Origin of the sequence: Actinobacillus suis ATCC 33415, assembly GCF_000739435.1 — a bacterium.
Classification (GTDB): Bacteria; Pseudomonadota; Gammaproteobacteria; order Enterobacterales; family Pasteurellaceae; genus Actinobacillus; species Actinobacillus suis.
In genome coordinates this window covers 1,988,237-2,008,582 of sequence record NZ_CP009159.1, presented here as the reverse complement: position 1 = coordinate 2,008,582, position 20,346 = coordinate 1,988,237, and the positions used below count along the sequence as shown (strand labels likewise).

General features: G+C 41.3%; 13 protein-coding genes and 1 pseudogene. 6 read left to right on the top strand and 8 right to left on the bottom strand.

Annotated elements, in window-relative coordinates:
• Positions 1–36: 36 nt before the first annotated feature.
• From ASU1_RS09240 to ASU1_RS09220, 5 genes are read right to left on the bottom strand one after another with little or no spacing between them, the layout of a single operon-like run.
• A complete protein-coding gene (locus tag ASU1_RS09240) occupies positions 37–843 on the bottom strand; it encodes a heme ABC transporter ATP-binding protein (protein ID WP_015674111.1) in 807 nt (268 codons plus the stop codon).
• Positions 840–1,826 carry a FecCD family ABC transporter permease gene (locus tag ASU1_RS09235; RefSeq protein WP_015674110.1) on the bottom strand — a complete coding sequence of 329 codons (987 nt, stop codon included), beginning with the start codon at positions 1,824–1,826 and terminating at the stop codon, positions 840–842. The genes ASU1_RS09240 and ASU1_RS09235 overlap by 4 nt, the downstream gene beginning before the upstream one ends.
• Entirely contained in the window at positions 1,819–2,652 is an 834-nt protein-coding gene (locus ASU1_RS09230) for a heme/hemin ABC transporter substrate-binding protein (protein WP_015674109.1), read from the bottom strand. The genes ASU1_RS09235 and ASU1_RS09230 overlap by 8 nt, the downstream gene beginning before the upstream one ends.
• Before the next feature lie 24 nt (positions 2,653–2,676).
• Positions 2,677–4,914, bottom strand: coding sequence for a TonB-dependent receptor domain-containing protein (locus ASU1_RS09225; protein WP_015674108.1), 2,238 nt, complete (start codon positions 4,912–4,914; stop codon positions 2,677–2,679).
• A gap of 31 nt (positions 4,915–4,945) precedes the next feature.
• Complete coding sequence (locus ASU1_RS09220; RefSeq protein WP_039195478.1) at positions 4,946–5,788, bottom strand: ChaN family lipoprotein; 843 nt, start codon at positions 5,786–5,788, stop codon at positions 4,946–4,948.
• Positions 5,789–5,986: 198 nt separating this feature from the next.
• Between ASU1_RS09220 and purL the strand changes: the two genes are divergently transcribed.
• Positions 5,987–9,883 (top strand): phosphoribosylformylglycinamidine synthase, encoded by a 3,897-nt coding sequence (gene purL / locus ASU1_RS09215; RefSeq protein ID WP_015674106.1) that lies wholly within the window; start codon positions 5,987–5,989, stop codon positions 9,881–9,883.
• A gap of 169 nt (positions 9,884–10,052) precedes the next feature.
• On the top strand, positions 10,053–11,090 hold the full coding sequence (locus ASU1_RS09210; RefSeq protein ID WP_015674105.1) for a YiiX/YebB-like N1pC/P60 family cysteine hydrolase: 1,038 nt from the start codon (positions 10,053–10,055) through the stop codon (positions 11,088–11,090).
• 156 nt (positions 11,091–11,246) lie between these two features.
• On the opposite strand, the pseudogene ASU1_RS11835 reads toward ASU1_RS09210, so the two are convergent.
• Positions 11,247–12,275 (bottom strand): annotated as a pseudogene (locus tag ASU1_RS11835) (Abi family protein).
• Positions 12,276–12,671: 396 nt separating this feature from the next.
• On the opposite strand from ASU1_RS11835, the gene ASU1_RS09195 reads away from it, so the two are divergent.
• From ASU1_RS09195 to uhpC, 3 genes are all read left to right on the top strand, one after another.
• Complete coding sequence (locus tag ASU1_RS09195; protein ID WP_015674102.1) at positions 12,672–14,003, top strand: type II toxin-antitoxin system HipA family toxin; 1,332 nt, start codon at positions 12,672–12,674, stop codon at positions 14,001–14,003.
• The gene (locus ASU1_RS09190; RefSeq protein ID WP_015674101.1) at positions 14,000–14,329 is read left to right on the top strand and encodes a helix-turn-helix domain-containing protein; all 330 of its coding nucleotides are present in this window, start codon (positions 14,000–14,002) and stop codon (positions 14,327–14,329) included. The genes ASU1_RS09195 and ASU1_RS09190 overlap by 4 nt, the downstream gene beginning before the upstream one ends.
• A 293-nt stretch (positions 14,330–14,622) precedes the next feature.
• Entirely contained in the window at positions 14,623–15,948 is a 1,326-nt protein-coding gene (gene uhpC / locus ASU1_RS09185) for an MFS transporter family glucose-6-phosphate receptor UhpC (RefSeq protein WP_015674100.1), read from the top strand.
• Between the two features lie 297 nt (positions 15,949–16,245).
• On the opposite strand, the gene ASU1_RS09180 is transcribed toward uhpC, so the two are convergent.
• Entirely contained in the window at positions 16,246–16,584 is a 339-nt protein-coding gene (locus ASU1_RS09180) for a hypothetical protein (protein WP_015674099.1), read from the bottom strand.
• 77 nt (positions 16,585–16,661) lie between these two features.
• Positions 16,662–17,942: a threonine synthase gene (thrC, locus tag ASU1_RS09175; RefSeq protein ID WP_015674098.1), complete on the bottom strand. Its 1,281-nt coding sequence runs from the start codon at positions 17,940–17,942 to the stop codon at positions 16,662–16,664.
• Positions 17,943–18,154: 212 nt separating this feature from the next.
• Between thrC and yccS the strand changes: the two genes are divergently transcribed.
• Positions 18,155–20,338, top strand: a complete 2,184-nt coding sequence (gene yccS / locus ASU1_RS09170; RefSeq protein WP_015674097.1) for a YccS family putative transporter — start codon at positions 18,155–18,157, stop codon at positions 20,336–20,338.
• Positions 20,339–20,346 lie beyond the last annotated feature (8 nt).

The window sequence follows — 20,346 nt, the reverse complement described above, 5'->3', positions numbered from 1 at the left end:
TGTGCAATTTTAATGTTACTTGTTCGTTACAATTTTTTAACGTAAGAGCATTACTTGTGGGGTTGAATGAATACAGTGAGAAACGATCGCCACTTCCGAACGATACCATTTTGCAATATTTGCCTGATTTATGACCGCTTGCGGGCTGCCTTGCACCTGAATTGTTCCTTCAGCCAATAACATCAGCTGATCGGCATAAAGCGCAGCAAGATTGAGATCATGCAGAATGGCACAAACCGTTAAGCCTCGTTCATCACAGAGCTTGCGTAATAAACGCAAACAGGCTTGTTGATGGTATAAATCAAAGGCGGAGGTCGGCTCGTCTAAAAACAAGATTTTACCCTGCATATCCGGCTGCCAGAGTTGCAATAAAGCTCTCGCCAGTTGAATCCGCTGCTGTTCGCCACCGGATAACGCACGATACTGTTGGTTCAGCAATGATTGGCATTCGGTTGCCATCACAACTTGCTCTATATCCGTCTCACTAATATGGCGTTGATAGCTGCCCATTCGGATGACTTCTTCCGCTAAAAACGGAAAGTTTATTTGGCTATGTTGCTGCATCACCGCTCGCTGATGCGCTAATGCAAGCGGTCGAAAACCAGCTAAATTTTGCTGGTTGAGCTGAATGTTACCTGTGGTTGGCGGCAGATAACCGGCAAGTAATCGCAACAGCGTAGATTTTCCTGCGCCATTGGTGCCGATTAACACACTAATTTCACCGGATTTAAGTGACAGATTGACCGATTGTAAAATAGAGTGCCCATCAATCCGATAAGCCAATTGTTTGGCGCTTAATACCTCGGATAAGCGGTCAAATTCTGCGGATTTTTTGCAAATCATCTGCCTTCCTTATATTTAATTACCAACCATAAAAAGTAGGGTGCGCCGAGAAAGCTGGTTAGCATTCCTACTGGAATTTCCGCCGGTGCAACTATGGTACGAGCTAAAGTATCCGCCCATAATAATAGGATTGCACCACATATAGCGGAGGCAGGGATTACCCAACGATGATCGGCACCGAATTTAAAACGTACTAAATGTGGAATCACCAAACCGATAAAACCTATTACACCGCTGACGGCTACCGCACAACCGACTAATAACGCACCGCTTAAAACTAACGCTTTTTTTAAGCGCACGACATTTACGCCTAAATAATGCGCTTCTTCCTCGCTGAGCTGCAGTAAATTGAGTGAGCGGGCGAGCATTAAGGCAAAACAAGCGGTCGGAATCATCACACAACTTGCAACTATCAGCGGTTGCCATTGCGCTTGTCCGAGACTGCCCATGGTCCATAGACTAAATTGGCGTAATTGTTGGTCATTGCTCACATAGGTCAAAATCCCAACCAAGGAAAAACAAAGGGCGTTAACGGCAATTCCCGCTAGCAATAGCTTATTAACCGAAGCTTGTCCTTGATATCCCAACCAATAAATCAGTGTAGCAACCAATATACTGCCGCTAAAGGCGACCAACATTGTGCCGTACAATAGCCATTGTTCCGGCAGAATATTTGGCAGCAAGATAAATAGCGCCACTGCTAAAGATGCACCGCTATTTACGCCGATTAATGCCGGATCCGCCATCGGATTGTGAAACAAACCTTGAAATAACGTACCGGCAATCGCTAGCCCCGCACCGACTAAAATAGCAAGTAAAATGCGAGGCAGTCGGATGTTGAGCCAAATTTGCCATTGGCTATCATCAAAAGTAAGTTGCCATAAATCACGCCAAGTAATCGAGAGAGCGCCAAGGTTGGCTGCAAGAATAGCGCTACATAACAGTGCGAAGCCGAGAGCAACTAACCAAATCGTTTTAGTCATGTCGCACCTGTTCGGCGGCTTGACGCATTTTTAATAATTCGGTCGGTGTTGTCAGGCTAAAACCGAGTACGGCTAAATCATCTACCACAATCACATTTTGCTTTTTCGCTGCAGGGGTTAGCGACATACCGGGTAACTCCCAGAGTTTGTCTATTGAGCCTAAACTTTCCAAACTCATTTTCGTCAGCACTAACAAATCCGGACGAGCGGCAATCACACCTTCTTGTGAAATCGGTGAAAAACGTACACTGTTTTGCATCGCATTGGTGGCGCCGATTAAGCGAATGGCGGTATCTGCTACGGTATTTTGTCCGGCAGCCATATAATTTGAACCGGCATGATTAAGAATAAATAATACGCGCACATTTAATGGTGAACTGGAGACAGCTTTTAGCTCATTTGTAAATTTTTCGGCTAATTTAACCGCTTGTTGTGGTTTGTTTACCAATTTTCCAATGAGCTGAATTTTATGAATAACGCTTTCCGGTGAATATTCAAACGGTACTCGTTCAATCGTAATTCCAGCGCTTTTAAGCTGCTCAAATACGGCAGAAGGTTGTGCGACTTCGGAGCTAATCACCTTGGTCGGTTTGAGAGCCAGAATGCCTTCTGCATTTAGTTGGCGCATATAACCAACATCCGGTAACTGCTGTGCGGCAAGCGGTGCGATGCTGGTACTGTCTCGCCCGACAAGTGCTTGTTCTGCGCCTAATGCGTAAATAATTTCAGTGACATCACCGCCGATACTGACGATACGTTCTTGTGCCAGCGCCGGATTCAGTCCGATACAAGCGGTTAAAAAAGCCAAAAATTTTACCAGTTTCATGTTGTTCTCCTGCTTGTTCCGCACTTAGAAACGAATTTCCGCACCTGCGGTGTAGGTTCTACCACGTGCGGTATTACTGAATTTATACAGTCCGGTATCATCATCATAATCTTCATGAGTAGAAGAGTTGTACGAGTTCAGTGCGTCTAAATAGTTTTTATTCATCAGGTTCTGTATGCCGGCTTTTAAGGTGACATGTCGGTTCAATTTATAGTTGGCATAAAAATCGACAATTAACGGGATTTTCGGCAGTTTTTCGATCAGAATGTTATCGTCGGAATCAACGCCTTCAATATGTACACGATGCGCTTTACCGGTGTATTTCAAATGGGTTGCAAGCGTTAATTTTTTATCCAATAAGCGTGTTCCGAGTTCTAATGTAGCGTGATCTTTCGGTTGTACCGTATAAGATTCCGTACCGAATCCGCCGAGAATAATTGCACCAACGGATGTTGGAGCGGTGGTTGCACTACGAGTATAGGAAAAATTAGTAAAGAACTGTCCCGCGTCGTAATTGAGCTCGATTTCCCAGCCTTTGCTTTTTACTTTGTTTGGCGCATTGACATAAAGTTGTGTTTGCAGCGAACCATCGGATGTATTTAAGTCGTTGCATAAATGGTTGCCGCAACCGTAAAAAGACTCTTTGAAAATATAGTCGGTAATATGTGAATTAAAATAAACCACTTTTAAACCTAACATATCGTTTTCAGTGAATACTTTATCTTGAGTGATATTAAAACCGGCTTGCTTAGTTTTCGCACTTTCTGGGCGTAAGAACGGATTAACACTTAAGCCGTTACGGTTAGTATCAAACATCTCTTGTACATTCGGCGCACGAGTCGTCTCTGTATATTCAAGGAATGGCTCTAACCAAGCGGTCACTTTTGCGGATAAATTTACTGATGGATCAGCAGAACTGTACTTGCGATTAATATTTAAACGCCAAGAGGGAACACAATAGATCGCATCATCCGTATCACATTCCGGTTTATCGCCGGTTAAGCGGTAATGTGAATGGCTTGCGCCGGTTTTCAGGGTAAAAATGCCTGTTTCCAGCATAGTGTTCCAGTAGAATGATTTAATTTTTTGTTTGCCCTGCGGTGCAAAAGCACTATTGGCTACTGCGCCGCTGTTATTATTTTCATTAAGCGGTAAGTGACGCACGTATTTATTGTTAAAGAAGTTCAAACCAAGTGCGATATCTAAGTTACTATGCCCAAAATCAAATTTTGCATTATTGTGTATATCAAATGTGTTAGAACGGTTTAACGTTGCCGCATCACTTAAAGTCCAGAGTGTAGCGCCTTGGTTATAAACCTGCGATGTTCTGCTGTTAGAAGCGAGTAAATGTAAATTTAACCACGGATGGGCATCGTATTTTGCTTCGAGCGCATTGGTGTAACTGTCAATTTCTCGCCCGGCAATGTTGTTATGATAAACACGGCGAGAGACTTTTAATTCGCTGTTTTGTTCCGGTTTTAATGCGATTTTGGCTAAATAAGAACGAGGTCGCTGGTCGAGTCCGCTCAAATAATTGGTTTGTTCAGAAGAAGAACCATCACCTCGTTTATAATTTTGCGATAATTTGTGCTTGCTCAGCGCAAATAAACCGCTGAGACTGCCTGATTGTGCAAAATTTTCTTTTGCCGCAACTGCGAGCATTCCGTTGCGACCTAAACCGTTAGAACCGATATTCAGTTTAGTTAATGCGCCGACTTTTCGGTTTTCCAAAAGCACGTCTTCCGCATCGATCGTTTTAAAATTGGCACTGCCCATTAATGCGTTCACCCCAGCAGCACCGTCCGAATGCCCTTTAGAAACATCCACACGTGTCAAAAAGTTTTGGTCGATTAACGCCCCGAATTGGCTCATCGGCCCGTTTCCTTCGTGGAATTTACCGCTGCCGTTTGCCGAAGTACCTAATTGGGTTTGCGGTATGCCGTCCACCATCATATTCACACGCCCTAAACCGGTCATGTTGCGAATATTCACGCTTACCGCACCTTGACCTGGGTCGATTTGCGTATAAGCGCCGGCGATCGAACGCACCACGCTATCCAGATTTTGCATTGCATTTTCGCCGACACCACGGCTGCTTGTCGCACCGGCTTTACCGTATGATTCAAAATTAGCGTTCGTTTGATTTTTTTCTAAGACATAAACCGGATCCAAGGTCATATTTTCTTCCGCCGCTATACCGGGTAGAGAAGTAACGCCGGCTAAACTGCCAAGCAATAGTTGATTTAAACGCTTTAATCTCATTCATTCTCCTTAATTATAGATGTTATAAAAATTACTCAGTAAACCAAACGTAGTCGGCTTGCTGTAGCGTGACGGCTTTAGCTTCCGAATACTGGCTCTTGAGCATAATTGAAATCGTTTTTGCTTTATTTTTCTTATCAAAGTCTTGTAAATGGAGTGGTACGCCAAGGTCTTTGCGTACGTGATTATTACCCGCCACCAAGAGGGCATAAGCGGTTGAATTTTGCGTATTTTTTACCAGCATTTCCGCCATGCGGCGGTCACGAAATTGCTGTACGGTTACCGTTTTTTCTAAAATATCTGTGGGCAACGTGTGATGTGCCTGAATCAGTTGCGCCAACTGTGTTTGAACTTGGGGTGTCACAGAAATTGAGCCTCGTAACGGCTGTGCTCCGGCATATAAGGTTTTGACTTCAGTTTCAGTTAAATTAGCGGCAATTAACGGTGTCGTTGAAGACAAACGGCTAATGATTAAATCTTGATATTGATGCCAATCCCAGTGCTTCCAACCGATTTGTGCCGGAATTTCTTCGGCAAATAACGGTGTTTGTGACTGTTGCAAGTGACTGATTTGCGCTTGTTGATCAACTGAGAGCATTTCCAGCACCACCGCCGCAAGCGGTCGTTTTTGCTCTAATTTTTGCACCAAGTAAGTTTCGATTTGATGGTGAACGGGTTGGTCATGCTCTTCACCGATCAATACATAAGTGTAAGTGGGTAAGCGTTGTAGTAATTCTGATAGGGAAAGCGATTGTTGAGTTTTTAAATCGATAATGTTGCCAAGTGAATGTAGTTGTTGTTCTGAAAGTGATTTTTGAGTGCAACCTAATAAAAAAAAGCTCAAGCTGAGCAATAATGAAAACTTATTTAGCATATAAAAACATTGTTATAATAATAAAAATGATTTGCATTATATTTTTAATCTGAAAAATTTCAAGAGAACGTTCTTAAAATTTCTATGGAAATAAAATCCGATTTTCGTGTTATTTGAGTAAAATTTTGCAATGCAAACGTTTGCGTTATCCGCTATAATGGCAGAGAATTTTTTTATTTCTCAAATACGGAATCAACAATGACTGTACAAACCTTTCGTGGCTCTCCTGCCCTCTCTGAATTTCGTCTTAACCAATTCCAAACTAAATTCCAACAAAATGCGTTACCGGTAAAATCGGTCTATGCGGAATATGTGCATTTTGTCGATTTAAATGCTGAACTTAGCGCAGCACAAACCGCTGAAATTAAAGAGCTTTTACATTACGGTCCGACTCTTGCCGAACACGAGCCGACCGGTTTTTGCTTAATTGTGACCCCTCGTATCGGTACCATCTCTTCATGGTCTTCAAAAGCGACCGATATTGCACACAACTGCGGCTTACAAGCGGTAAATCGTATCGAACGTGGTTTAGCTTACTATTTTGAATTCAGCGCAGAGCCGACAGCAGCACAAATCGAAACCTTAAAAGGTTTATTACACGACCGTATGTTAGAAACGGTGTTAGATAACGAAGCGCAAGCGGCAAATTTATTTGCTCAACAGGAGCCGAAGCCATTTACCACCGTAGATATTTTAAATGGCGGTCGTAAAGCGTTAGAAGAAGCGAACGTGAACTTAGGTTTAGCGTTAGCGGATGATGAAATTGATTATTTAGTGGAAAATTTCACTGCTTTAAATCGTAACCCGAACGACATCGAACTTTATATGTTTGCACAAGCGAACTCAGAACACTGCCGTCACAAAATCTTTAATGCGGATTGGACGATTGATGGTCAAAAACAAGAAAAATCATTATTCAAAATGATTAAAAACACCTTCGAGAAAACGCCTGATTACGTGCTTTCAGCTTATAAAGATAATGCGGCGGTAATGGAAGGTTCGAAAGTCGGTCGTTGGTTCCCGGATCAAGACGGTCAATACCGTGCGCACCAAGAAGATGCACATATCTTAATGAAAGTGGAAACCCATAACCACCCGACTGCGATCTCGCCATTCCCGGGCGCAGCAACCGGTTCAGGCGGTGAAATTCGTGACGAAGGTGCAACCGGTCGCGGTGCAAAACCAAAAGCAGGTTTAACCGGTTTCTCGGTGTCTAACCTTGTGATTCCAAACTTTGAACAGCCGTGGGAAAACCCGCTTTCAAAACCGAATCGTATCGCTTCGGCACTCGATATTATGATCGAAGGCCCATTAGGCGGTGCGGCATTTAACAATGAATTTGGTCGTCCGGCATTATTAGGCTATTTCCGTACCTATGAAGAAAAAGTAAATAGCTTTGCCGGCGAAGAAGTACGTGGCTACCACAAACCGATTATGCTCGCAGGCGGTATCGGTAATATCCGTGCCGAACACGTGCAAAAAGGCGAAATTCCGGTCGGTGCGAAATTAATCGTACTTGGTGGTCCGGCAATGAACATCGGCTTAGGCGGCGGTGCGGCTTCGTCTATGGCTTCCGGTAAATCAAAAGAAGATCTAGATTTTGCTTCGGTACAACGTGAAAACCCGGAAATGGAACGCCGTTGCCAAGAAGTGATCGACCGCTGTTGGCAACTAGGCGAAGACAACCCGATTCTATTTATTCACGACGTAGGTGCAGGCGGTTTATCTAACGCAATGCCGGAATTAGTCCACGACGGCGATCGTGGCGGTAAATTCGATTTACGTAAAATTTTATGTGACGAAAAAGGTATGTCACCACTAGAGATTTGGTGTAACGAATCACAAGAACGTTATGTATTAGCGGTTGCGCCGGAAAAATTAGCATTATTTACCGAATTATGTGAGCGTGAACGTGCGCCGTTTGCAGTGATCGGTGAAGCGACTGAAGAGAAACATTTAACGCTTAAGGACGATCATTTCGACAATAACCCGATTGATTTACCAATGAACGTATTACTCGGTAAAACGCCGAAAATGCACCGTGATGTTTCGTCAAAAACGGTTGAAAATCAACCGCTTGATAGCCAACAAATCCAATTAAAAGAAGCACTACATCGTGTGTTACGTTTACCGGTTGTCGCAGAAAAAACCTTCTTAATTACCATTGGTGACCGTTCGGTAACCGGTATGGTGGCACGAGATCAGATGGTTGGCCCGTGGCAAATTCCGGTAGCGGACTGTGCGGTAACTACGGCAAGTTTAGACAGCTACCACGGTGAAGCAATGTCGATGGGCGAACGTGCGCCGGTTGCTTTATTAGATTTCGGTGCGTCTGCACGCCTTGCAGTGGCAGAATCGATCACCAATATCGCGGCGACCAATATCGGTGAATTAAAACGTATTAAACTTTCGGCAAACTGGATGTCGGCAGCAGGTCACGAAGGTGAAGATGCCGGTCTTTATGAAGCGGTAAAAGCAGTTGGTGAAGAACTTTGCCCGGCGTTAGGCATTACGATTCCGGTAGGTAAAGACTCAATGTCAATGCGCACTACGTGGGAAGAAAATGGCGAGCAAAAATCGGTAACTGCACCACTTTCATTAGTGATTTCGGCATTCGCTCGTGTGGAAGATGTGCGTAAAACCGTTACCCCACAATTACGTACCGATAAAGGCTTATCAAGCCTATTATTAATCGACTTGGGTGAAGGTAAAAACCGTTTAGGTGCAACCGCATTAGCGCAAGTTTACAAACAACTCGGTGACAAACCGGCGGACGTTGTGAATGTAGACAGCCTCAAAAACTTCTTTAATGCAATGCAGACTTTAGTGGCGGAAGACAAATTGCTTGCTTACCACGACCGTTCAGACGGTGGTTTAATTACCACGCTTGCGGAAATGGCGTTTGCCGGCAACTGTGGCGTAGAGATTGATATTTCAGCGTTAGGTGATGATGATTTAGCAGTATTGTTCAACGAAGAACTTGGTGCGGTTATTCAAGTAAAAGATGCGGATTTAGCGCGTGTACGTGAAGTGTTAAATGCACATAACTTATTGGGCTTAACCAAAGATTTAGGTACGGTACACGAAGACGATCGTTTTGTGATTAGCCGTGGCAGCCTCAAACTTCTTAACGAAAAACGTTCGGAATTACGTGGAATTTGGGCAGAATTAACCCACCAAATGCAACGTTTACGTGATAATCCGGAATGTGCGGATCAAGAGTTTGAAACCAAAAAAGACCCGAACAACAAAGGTTTATCAACCTTCTTAACCTATGATGTTAACGAAGATATTACCGCACCGTTTATCAATAAAGGTGTGAAACCGACTATTGCTATCTTGCGTGAACAGGGCGTAAATAGTCATTACGAAATGGCGGCGGCATTCGACCGTGCCGGCTTTAATGCGATTGACGTACATATGTCAGACTTAATGGCGGGTAGAAGAAACCTTAAAGATTTCAATGCGTTAGTGGCGTGTGGCGGTTTCTCTTACGGTGACGTACTCGGTGCAGGCGGTGGTTGGGCGAAATCAATTTTATTCAACCCAATGTTGCGTGAACAGTTCAGCCAATTCTTTGCCAACCCGAATACGCTTGCATTAGGTGTGTGTAACGGTTGCCAAATGGTTTCAAACCTTGCGGAAATTATCCCAGGTACAGAAAACTGGCCTCGTTTCGTGCGTAACAAGTCGGAACGCTTTGAAGCACGTGTTGGTTTAGTGAAAATCAACGAAACCAACAGCCATTGGTTCCAAGGTATGGCGGGTTCACATATGCCGATTGCCGTTTCACACGGTGAAGGTCAAGTAGAATTCAAATCGGCACAACAACTTGCCGGCTTAACCGAACAGAAACTTGTGATCGCACAATATATCGATAACAACTTACAACCGACCGAAGTTTACCCGGCTAACCCGAACGGCTCGGTAAACGGCATCACCGCAATCTCAAACACAGACGGACGTGTAGCTATCATGATGCCACACCCGGAACGTGTTTACCGCGCAGTCAGCAACTCATGGCATCCAGAAGACTGGACCGAAGATGGGGCGTGGATGAGATTGTTTAGAAATGCGAGAGTGGCACTTAAATAGCCAAGCGTAAGTTAATAAAAGAAAAGGCAACTGCTGGAAGGTGGTTGTCTTTTTGTTGTCCTTATTTGATTCTGTATTTAATAGTATTTACTTTTTACATTTTGTTAATATTTATCTCATGTTTTTATTAGAATAAGTAAAAGCCTCATAAGGGAATGAAAATATATTTATGGTAAAACAAAAAATAACATTTAAAGAAGATGAAAAGCTATATATCTTGGACATTGCTAAACTGAAAAAAGGGGATATTATATTAGAATCTGGGGATTCATGGTATTCGAATGGTATAAAACTTGCAACAAACAGCCAATACTCACATGCTAAAATTTGTTGGAGTCAAGGTTCTTGTATTGAAGCGTTGTCTGATGGCGTTCATTCCAATAATATAAAGAGGACGCTATATAAACAACCTAGTGATGTTAAAGTATTAAGGTATAAAAAAGATATTACTCCTTATATTGATAGGATAGTTTCTAGTGTAAGGAGTAAAATTGGAACACCATATTCTACATTATTGGCAATTGGAACTAAGATTTCTTTTATTACTGATGATGATCGTAAACAATTTTGTTCAAAGTTAGTAGCTTTAGCATTTAAAGATGCGGGAATAAATTTAGTTCAGGAGGCTGAAATTTGTACACCCGCTGATCTTGAAAATAGTCAAGAGCTTGAATGTGTAAATGATTGTATAAATTTAGCAACACAAGAAGAAATTGAGTTTGCAAAAAGTGAAAATTTTTTAGAAGTTCAAAAGAAAAGTACAAACTTTTTAATTGATGAGTGTTCCAAGTTAGCAAATGCTGAATTTTTGACTCTGCAGGATGTAGAATCATTTCTTATAAACAATAGAGAATTCGATCAATGTTTCTCTGATATATTGCAGAAATCAGGATATTTAACATTATTAGAAGACTTTGAAATACCTAAAAACAAATATAGGTATGATGATAATGAATTAGATAAACTTTTGAATATTAAAGATATTAATCTTATCTCCGAGTATAAATTACAGAGGGATTTGTATAAAAGACATTATGAAACATATATTCAAGCTCAAAAAATGCTTAGAAATTTAAATCTAAAATATTTTTACCTGATAAATGACTTATACTTTAGGTTAGTCAATATTCATTTCAATTCAGCGAAACGATTTTTAATACGAATTGAGCACAAAAATAGTAGCTCTAGCGGAACTGAACAGAAATGAGTTTTACTATTCTAAGTACAACAAGCGGTTAAATTTCCTAAATATTTTGTAAGTTTTTAAGGGAATTTGACCGCTTGTTGTTATTCACTACCACGTACGAGCCGTACGTGGTTAGGAGGCTCTTCGAGCCTGTTGAGCCACGTTGTGGCTCATTTTTTATCTCAAAGCCTTATCCCAAAAGCTATCTAATTCCCAATTTTGTGGAATACCCATATATTCTTTCTGAATGTCAGGATAACTATCTAACAATTCCTTCAAGCGTTTTGCCCATGTTGAATTTGGGCTGATGGTATAAAGTAGTACTTGAATTGCGACTAAAATCGGATAAAGGCGTTTTTCTGCGTTAATATGAGTATTATTTAAGCTAATGGCTGATAAAAGCCATTGGGTATTTTGACTCGTTGGGGTTTTAATAATGCGCCCAAATTCTCTATTCCATAATCGGCTGTGATGAGCACAGATATTGCGAACATCATTTAAAACTTTTAACCAAGATTCTAAAATAGGCGCTTGTACGCCTAAATTTTTGGCAATCGGTTTTTGATGTTTTTCTGATAGCCCCGCATATAAATGACTAAGTTCGCCCCAAGTTAGCATTTCAATCATCATCCACGAGGGTAATAATTTCGGTGTATTGTACTGAGTGAGATAGTGGCGTAAGAAATTTTCTTTACGAACATTATTTAATAAGCGATCTCTTTCTTGTTCATCGATATTATTATTTTTGTAGCGTTTCTGAATATGTTTTTCATCACGCTCTAAGCGTTGCTGTTCTTCAGCCAGTTGTTTTTCAAGCTGAGCGAGTAAGCGATAAATATTGAAATCCTTTTTGAAATAGCTTTCTTGCATATACCAAAAAGGATTTTGAGCTTGTGTTCCCATTACATTGCTGATTTGTGTACGGACAGAGACTTAAATACGTTCAATCGCATCTAATACAAGCAAACGTAATTCACGGTCAAAGATGTATAGATTAAGAATATCGTCAAATGTAGTATTTGGCTTGAAGTGATGATTTGGATTGTTGAGTTGTTGAAAAGGAATGGTATAAGCGGAAAAACGATAATAGCTAATATGTTCCAAATAACGTTCCGCACGAGCTTCATCAGGTACAATCAAACCTCTTGTTTTCCATTGTTGTATAAGCTCTTGATTGGATTTTGCAGGTTTATTAAATTGCCCCATTTTCTATCTTCCGTGTAAAAAAAACCTGCAAATTTGTGCGTAACTAAGAAAACTCAGTCATAGGCATAGCAAGTATGTTGGACAAAGTATATCAAAATGATATTTTTGTCGCAAACAAGCGGTCAAATTTCCTTAAAATTTACAAAATATTAGGGGGATTTGACTGTTTGTTGTTTTTACTCCAGCCCCGGGCATATAACCACGCACGAGCCGTATGTGGTTAGGGGGCTCTTCGAGCCTGTTGAGCCACGCTGTGGAACTGTATTTTTTGTGTTTCCTATCCTTAGAACTTAGTAATATGTAACCGCAAGCAGCTTGTTTCTCTTAGATTATAGCTTGTTCCATAAGTTTATTTTGTATAATATATCATACAAAATAAGCCAAAAAGGTGAAGTTATGAGTGATATATCAATCAAAATTAAAAAACTAACATTGCAGACCTATGTTGATAATTTATGGCGAGATATGGCGGAGCTTTATTTCAATGCTCAGTATGAATTAGAGAGCATGGAATATTTAACGGACTATGCCGTCGATTTTTTTGGGCAAGCGAATGCCAGATCCATATCAATTAATTATCCTGTAAATGTGTTTATTGATCATGCTGATAAGCTGATGACTACACTTGCCGATATTATTCCTGCCGGAGCGAGTCGGCGTTATTGGCTGGAAGCTCTTGATATCAAGCACCTATCTATTTCTCATCAAAATTACTTATTACTAAAAAATGGCGCAATATCCCCTATCGGCAATGTTCGAGTTAAAGAGGCTGTGCCAGAAATACAAAGTGAGCGTTATTTTCCATTAAATGTGGTACAAAACAGGCAGAGTGATTTTTTAGAATATGCAAATCAGACAGGAGCTATTGTAGGCGGAGCGACCGGGGCTGGGGGAGAAGCACCAAAGTTATTACTTAAACGCCAAGATAAACAAGTTTGGATTGATAATTTGCAATTAGGTTTAGATTGCGATACGGCTTATTTAGTGAAATATCCTCGTGGGAATTATTCAGAGTTGGACTGTGATATTTTAAGAGCTGAATATCATTATTATCATGAGCTGCGTGCATTAGGGTTTTCAACTATAGATACTGATCTAATGAAATTAGAAGAAGGGGAACGTTATCCGTCTTTATGGCTACCTAGATTCGATATGAAGTTCAAAGATGGAAAATGGGAGCGATATGCTATGGAATCGGTTTATTCTATGTTGCAAAAATATGGTGGAAATCTTGATCATGAGCAGACTATTCGCAACTTACTCAATGTTATTTCAGCTTCGCAATTTTCTAATGATTTTGATAACCGGCATTTTGTTATTGAATGGGTAAAAAGGGATTTGTTGAATATTGCTTTTGGAAATAGTGATAATCATGGCAGAAATACTGCATTTTTACGTGATGATAATCGTATTTGGCTATCCCCTATCTATGATTTTGCTCCGATGCGGGCAGATCCGGAAGGCATTATCAGAACGACCACTTGGGCTAAAAATGGAGATAACTCTCAAGAGTTCGCCGGAGAATATCGCTTTGATAAAATAGCTGACAGTTTATCTGACCTTATTGAACCAGATATATTGTTAAGAGAATTAAGAATGCTTGCGACCCAATTAGTAGATTTAAAATCTAGACTTACGAAGCGAGGTGTTCCGAAAAGCATTTTAGATTTTCCCGCCATTGGTTTTGATTACTTACCTGAGAAGTTACAACGTTGGGGGCTGGTATGACGATTCAACATAAAAATGCCTCACCGACGCGCTCTAAAGTGAATGGCATTGAACGACAATTAATCCGTGAAACGATTATAGTACAGCTCTTAAAAGGTGAGATTAGCCAAGGGCAAGCACTGCGTCGATTAAGAGTGGAAGCATTGGGAATAAACCAGCAAGATTATCTGAAATTAGCGAAAGTTTCTCGGCAAACTCTTTCTAATATCGAAAATGATAAAGGAAACTATAGTATAGAAACGATTAATCAGGTTTTTAAACCGATGGGGCTAAAGCTAGGTCTTATGCCGATTTCAAAAGACTTGATGGATTCCTTTCTAAAATAATTACCGGCACCTGTCGGGAGATGGGCGCTATCGTGTAATGTCAAAACAAGCGGTCAAATTTTCCTAAAAATTTACAAAATATTAGGGGAATGTGACCGCTTGCTGTTTTTGCTCTAGTCACAGTGGAATTTCCTAATCCACGCTGTGGCTCTTGGTGAAAACCTTTAGCGAAATCAAATAGCTGTAAATACTGTTCTCGCACATTATTAAAATGTGATAGCGGTCACTTTTTTAGCGTGAATTTTCATATATAGTCCGGTCGGATGAGTAAATTTTCTGATTGGGAGTATCAAATGAATATTTTTAAAGAAGCGCCGGATCTTCCTGTGACCAAAACAAAAGAGGAGATCGATAAAACCTATCGTTATTGGCGGATACAGTTGATGTTGGTCAGTTATGTCGGTTATGCAGTTTTCTATTTTACCCGTAAAGGTTTTAATTTTGTGATGCCGGCAATGTTGACTGATTTGGGGCTGCAAAAAGCGGATATCGGTATGATGGGGACGGCGTTTTATTTGACCTACGGTGTATCTAAGTTTTTATCCGGTGTCATCGGAGATCGTTCTAATCCGAGATATTTTATGGGATTAGGCTTAATGGCAACCGGCTTGGTGAATATCTTCTTTGGGATGAGTTCTTCCATTTTTATGTTCGTTACGTTGTGGATGATTAATGCGTTCTTCCAAGGCTGGGGCTGGCCGCCATGCTCAAAAATTTTAAATACTTGGTATTCTCGTAATGAGCGTGGTTTATGGTGGGCGATTTGGAATACGTCGCATAATTTAGGCGGAGCGGTGATTCCGTTACTCGCAGGGGCGGCAACTTTAGCCTGGGGCTGGCGTTACGGAATGATTATTCCTGGTGTGATTGCGGTTGTTGTCGGGATTGGTTTGTGTGTTTTATTGCGAGACAGACCAGCTTCAATGGGGCTGCCGACCGTAGGGGAGTGGCGTAATGATATTGCGGAACAAAAACATGAAAGTGACGGCTTAGGCTTAACCACATGGGAAATTCTCAAACAATACGTCTTTAAAAATAAAATCATTTGGGCGTTGGCGATTTCTTATGGTTTGGTTTATATCGTCAGAACCGGTATTAATGACTGGGGTAATTTATATTTAACCGAGACCCATCATTATGATTTATTGCAAGCGAATACGGTTATCGCATTCTTTGAAATCGGGGGCTTTTTAGGGGCATTATTTGCCGGTTGGGGTTCCGATAAGTTCTTTAAAGGTAACCGCACACAAATGAACATTATTTATGTGTTAGGAATTATTTCGGTGGCTTTGGGGTTATGGTTGATTCCAAGTGATGATAAATTCATTATGTCGAGTTTATTTTTCTTGATGGGCTTTTTTATCTTTGGACCACAATTCTTAATTGCGATGGCGGCAGCGGAAAACTCACATAAATATGCATCTGGCGCATCAACTGGTTTTGTGAGTTTATTTGCCTATATTGGTGCGGCAATTGCCGGTTTACCGTTATCATTGATTATCGAACAATTCAAATGGAACGGTTTCTTCAGCACGTTATTCATTATCTCATTAGCTTGTGCGTTGTTACTCGTTTTAGTGTTTGTATTGCAAAACAGACGAAATCAAGCGATTAGCTAAATGTTGATTGAGCTGAGAAGCTCTTTTTCTGATGGCGCTCGACTCTGTCGAGTGCCTTTATTTTTGCTTGTGTTATTGAAGAATTGACCGCTTGTGGTTTTCATTTCAGCTCTAGCTGAGCATATAACCACGCACGAGCCGTACGTGGTTAGGGGGCTCTTCGAGCCTGTTGAGCCACGCTGTGGCTCTTTATGTATCTTACTCCCACTTCAGTGGGAGGCTTTTATATTTCAATTAATTATCAACATCCGTCGGGATGTGGGGGCTATCATAATACTCTTGATAATAAAGATCTTTTTACTCAAACGTAATTAACCAGTCAGGATTCTCTAATTTCTGAAATTCTTTTAAGTTAGTATCCTTACGAGCATTTTCAATTTGTTGAGATATATTTTGATCTCGAAAATGCCAAATAATAAAAGCGACTGGTGCAGAAGCAATTAAAGTAAATATTGTCCAAAAGCTATTAAGTGTTTTAACGTCCTCAAAATTTAAATCTAATAATTCTACAAAAGATTTTGGGTTTAATAGAATTGCTCCTGAAATCATTGCAGCAAAAATAACCTTTAACCAGTTTGGCATTTTATTACAATGAAATTCACTATATGAGATTAGATTTTTGAACCACTTATTCATATTTTCTCCATAAAAAAACGGTAAGTCTGAATGACAAAATTCATTCAGAAACTTACCGCTTGTTTAAGCTAAATAGATTAGTTACCTGCTAATAAATATTCACGTAATTTTGCGAAATCTGCCGGCATGGTGTCAGATAACAATTCCATTTTATTGTGTTTATCTAACGCTTCCGGTAGTGGTAATTCGATCTCTAAAATGCGCTCTACCGATTCTTTGAATTTTGCTGGGTGAGCGGTGCAGAGGAAAATACCGGTTTCACCTGCTTGAAGCTGATCTTTTAACACTTGGTAAGCGATTGCACCGTGCGGTTCGCATAAGTAACCTTCCGCATATTGTGTTTTTAATGCCGCTTCGGTTTCCGCATCGTTTAATGCCGCCGAACCTAAATCGGTTAGCGCCCAGCCGTTGCGTTTAAATAATTCTTCCACTCGTGGCCAGTTGTTCGGGCGGCTTACGTCCATTGCATTTGACAGGGTCGCAACCGTCGCATTCGGTTCCCATTTGCCTGATTTTAAATAACGTGGCACGGTGTCGTTCGCATTAGTTGATGCGATAAAACGTTTGATTGGTAAACCTAAGGTTTTTGCGATTAAACCTGCTGTTAAGTTACCGAAGTTACCGCTTGGCACAGAAACCACAACATCTGAACGTTTTTCTTTCGGTAATTGCGCTACCGCTTCAAAATAATAACAAACTTGCGCTAATAAACGGCTGATATTGATTGAGTTTGCTGAGTTTAAGCCGATCGCTTGACGTAATTCGGCATCGTCAAACGCTTGTTTTACTAACGCTTGGCAAGCGTCAAAGTCCGATTCGATCGCAACGGTACGAATGTTACCACCTAAGGTACAGAATAATTTTTCTTGTAACGGGCTGATTTTGCCTTTTGGATAAAGGATCACCACATTGATATTTTCTAAACCGTAGAATGCGTGTGCAACTGCTGCGCCGGTGTCGCCTGAGGTTGCGGTTAAAATGGTAATTTTGCCGTCACCACGCACGCTTGCCAGTGCTTGTGCCATAAAACGACCGCCGAAGTCTTTAAACGCCAATGTCGGGCCGTGGAACAGCTCAAGTGCATAAATGTCGTCATTCACTTTTGTGAGCGGTGCCGGGAAGGTAAACGCATTTTTTACCATCGCATTTACCGTTTCTTGCGGAAGCTCTTCACCAATCAGTGCCGTAAGAATTTTTTGACTGCGCTCAACTAAAGGTAAATCGAGTAACGCCTCGATATCGTCAAATTTTGGTAACACTTCAGGGAAAAATAAGCCCTGATCTTTACCTAAACCTTGGCGCACGCCTTGTGCAAAATTAACTTGTTCTTCGGGATGTTTGATGTTGTATAAGTTCATTAGGATGGGTCCTTTATATTAAGAGTGATTTATCTGATTCTAGCCATTATCCTCCGTTAGTCAATGCAAAAGGCGTGATTATTTGCGCAAATTTTTAAAATCTTCACCGCTTAGGTAATGCACAAAGAAATATCTCGCCATTCTCTTTTGCAAGCGGTTGAATTTGCTTTAAAATTTGCAAACTTTTGCATAAATTCGACCGCTTGTAGCCTATGAAAAGCCTATTCAAAAAGATTCAAACCGACTGGTTGTCGGAAAATATTATTAAAACGTTCCCTATCTTTATTGCGATAAACCTTGTTTCGGTTGTGGTGTGGCAATTACAGATGTCACATCTTGCTATGCCATTGGTGCTGGGGGTAATTGCCGGCGGTTTAGTAGATTTAGATAGCAGTTTAACCGGCAGAGTAAAGAATTTAGCGCTGAGTTTAGTCGCTTTTTCGTTATCCACTTTGAGTGCGCAGTGGTCGCTCAGTGTAGGTTGGTTGTTTTTGCCGGTGGCAATGGTTAGTACTTTTGCATTAGTGATGTTGGGGGCGATTGGGCAGCGTTATAGTACGATTGCTTTCGGCACGTTAATTGTGTCGGTTTATACTTGCCTAACCTACAGCGCAGACGATAGTTGGTACGGCAGTCCGTTAATGATTTTAGCCGGTGCGCTGTTATATGGGCTGGTCAGTATTGTCGTGCATTTATGTTTTCCGAATCGTTTGGTGCAGGAAAACTTAGCGAAAGCGTATGATGCGTTAGCCGCTTATTTACAGGCAAAATCAGAATATTTTGATCCGGACGATGATGATTTGCCGGCTAAGCAATTGGCGTTGGCAAAGGCAAATCAGCAAGTGATGGCGGCTTTCGACCAAACTCGAGTTTCACTGTTTTATCGTTTACAAGGGCAACATCGCCATGTTCGCACCCGCCGTTTATTGCGCTATTACTTTACTGCACAAGATATTTTAGAACGCGCAAGTTCCAGTCATTATCAATACCATGAACTTTTTCAACAACTCAGCAATAGCGATTTAATGTTCCGGTTTCAGCGAGTGATGGAACTTCAGGCGATAGCTTGCCAACGAATCGCTTCAGCGCTGCGTCATCGAGAGAGCTATCAACACAGTGTGCGGGGCGAGAAAGCGCTACAAGGTTTGTTGAATTCATTGAATTATCATCAGGCAAGAGGGCTACATAGTGCGCATCGTTGGCTATCAATTGCCGAGAACTTACGCAATATTGAAGGGCAATTAAGCCAAATTGAGCAACAGACATCAGTAGATAATTTACGCAAAGATTTTGCCAAATCCGCCCGCTTAACGGCGGAAAATGTCTCAGGTTTACGCAATATGTTTTCGGCAATTCGCAGCCAATGTACGCTTTCTTCACAGCTATTTCGTCATGCGTTACGTTTATCGTTAGTGGTATTCGCTTGTAGTTTACTGGTGTTTTTATCCGGCTTAGATAACAAAGGCTACTGGATTTTGCTGACTGCGATTTTTGTTTGTCAGCCGAATTATTCCGCCACCAAAAAACGTTTAATTCAGCGAGTGATTGGAACAATGCTCGGGGTGGTTGTCGGCTATTGTTTCCAATATTTTTCACCGAGTTTGGAAGCACAATTAGGGCTAATTACCTTAACCGGCAGTTTGTATTACTTTTTTAGGGTAAGCAATTACGGCTCTTCCACCTTTTTTATTACGCTGTTGGTGTTTGTGAGCCTAGATGTGGCGGGCTTAGGCGCACAAAATGCGTTATTGCCTCGCTTGTTCGATACACTATTAGGCACGGCAATTGCGTGGTTGGCGGTTTCGTTTATTTATCCGGACTGGAAATATTTAAATTTACATCAAAATCTACAGAATACGCTGAAAGCAAGCGGGCAATATTTACGCCATATTTTGGCGCAGCTGCAATTCGGTTATAACGATCAGCTTGGCTATCGAGTGGCACGCCGAGACGTACATAATCATATTTCAGCGTTGAGTGCGGTGATTTCAAATATGCACAGCGAGCCGCAAAAATATCAAAATGCGCTGCATTTTGCCCCGACCCTATTGGGGGTAACTTATACGTTGTTGGGTTATATTTCCGCATTGGGTGCTTATCGGGTAGAAAGTCATGAACTGAATCATCATATTGATTTTTCCGCCATTTTCTTTAGCCAAGGTAAAAAAGTCGTGAAGGTTTTAGATGAAATGACTTATGCGAAAGCTAGCGGTGCGCATATTGAGCAACAGCTAGCGGACATAGATCAGGCGTTAAATCAATTTGAAATTGCAAATCAAGCCGGAGAAGACAGATTAGCCTTGGTGTTAACACAACAATTGCGTTTGATTGTGCAGCTGTTACCTCAACTTCAGGCACTGGTGAATAAAGAACATTTCTATTCACAGCAGCACTAACCGTCAAC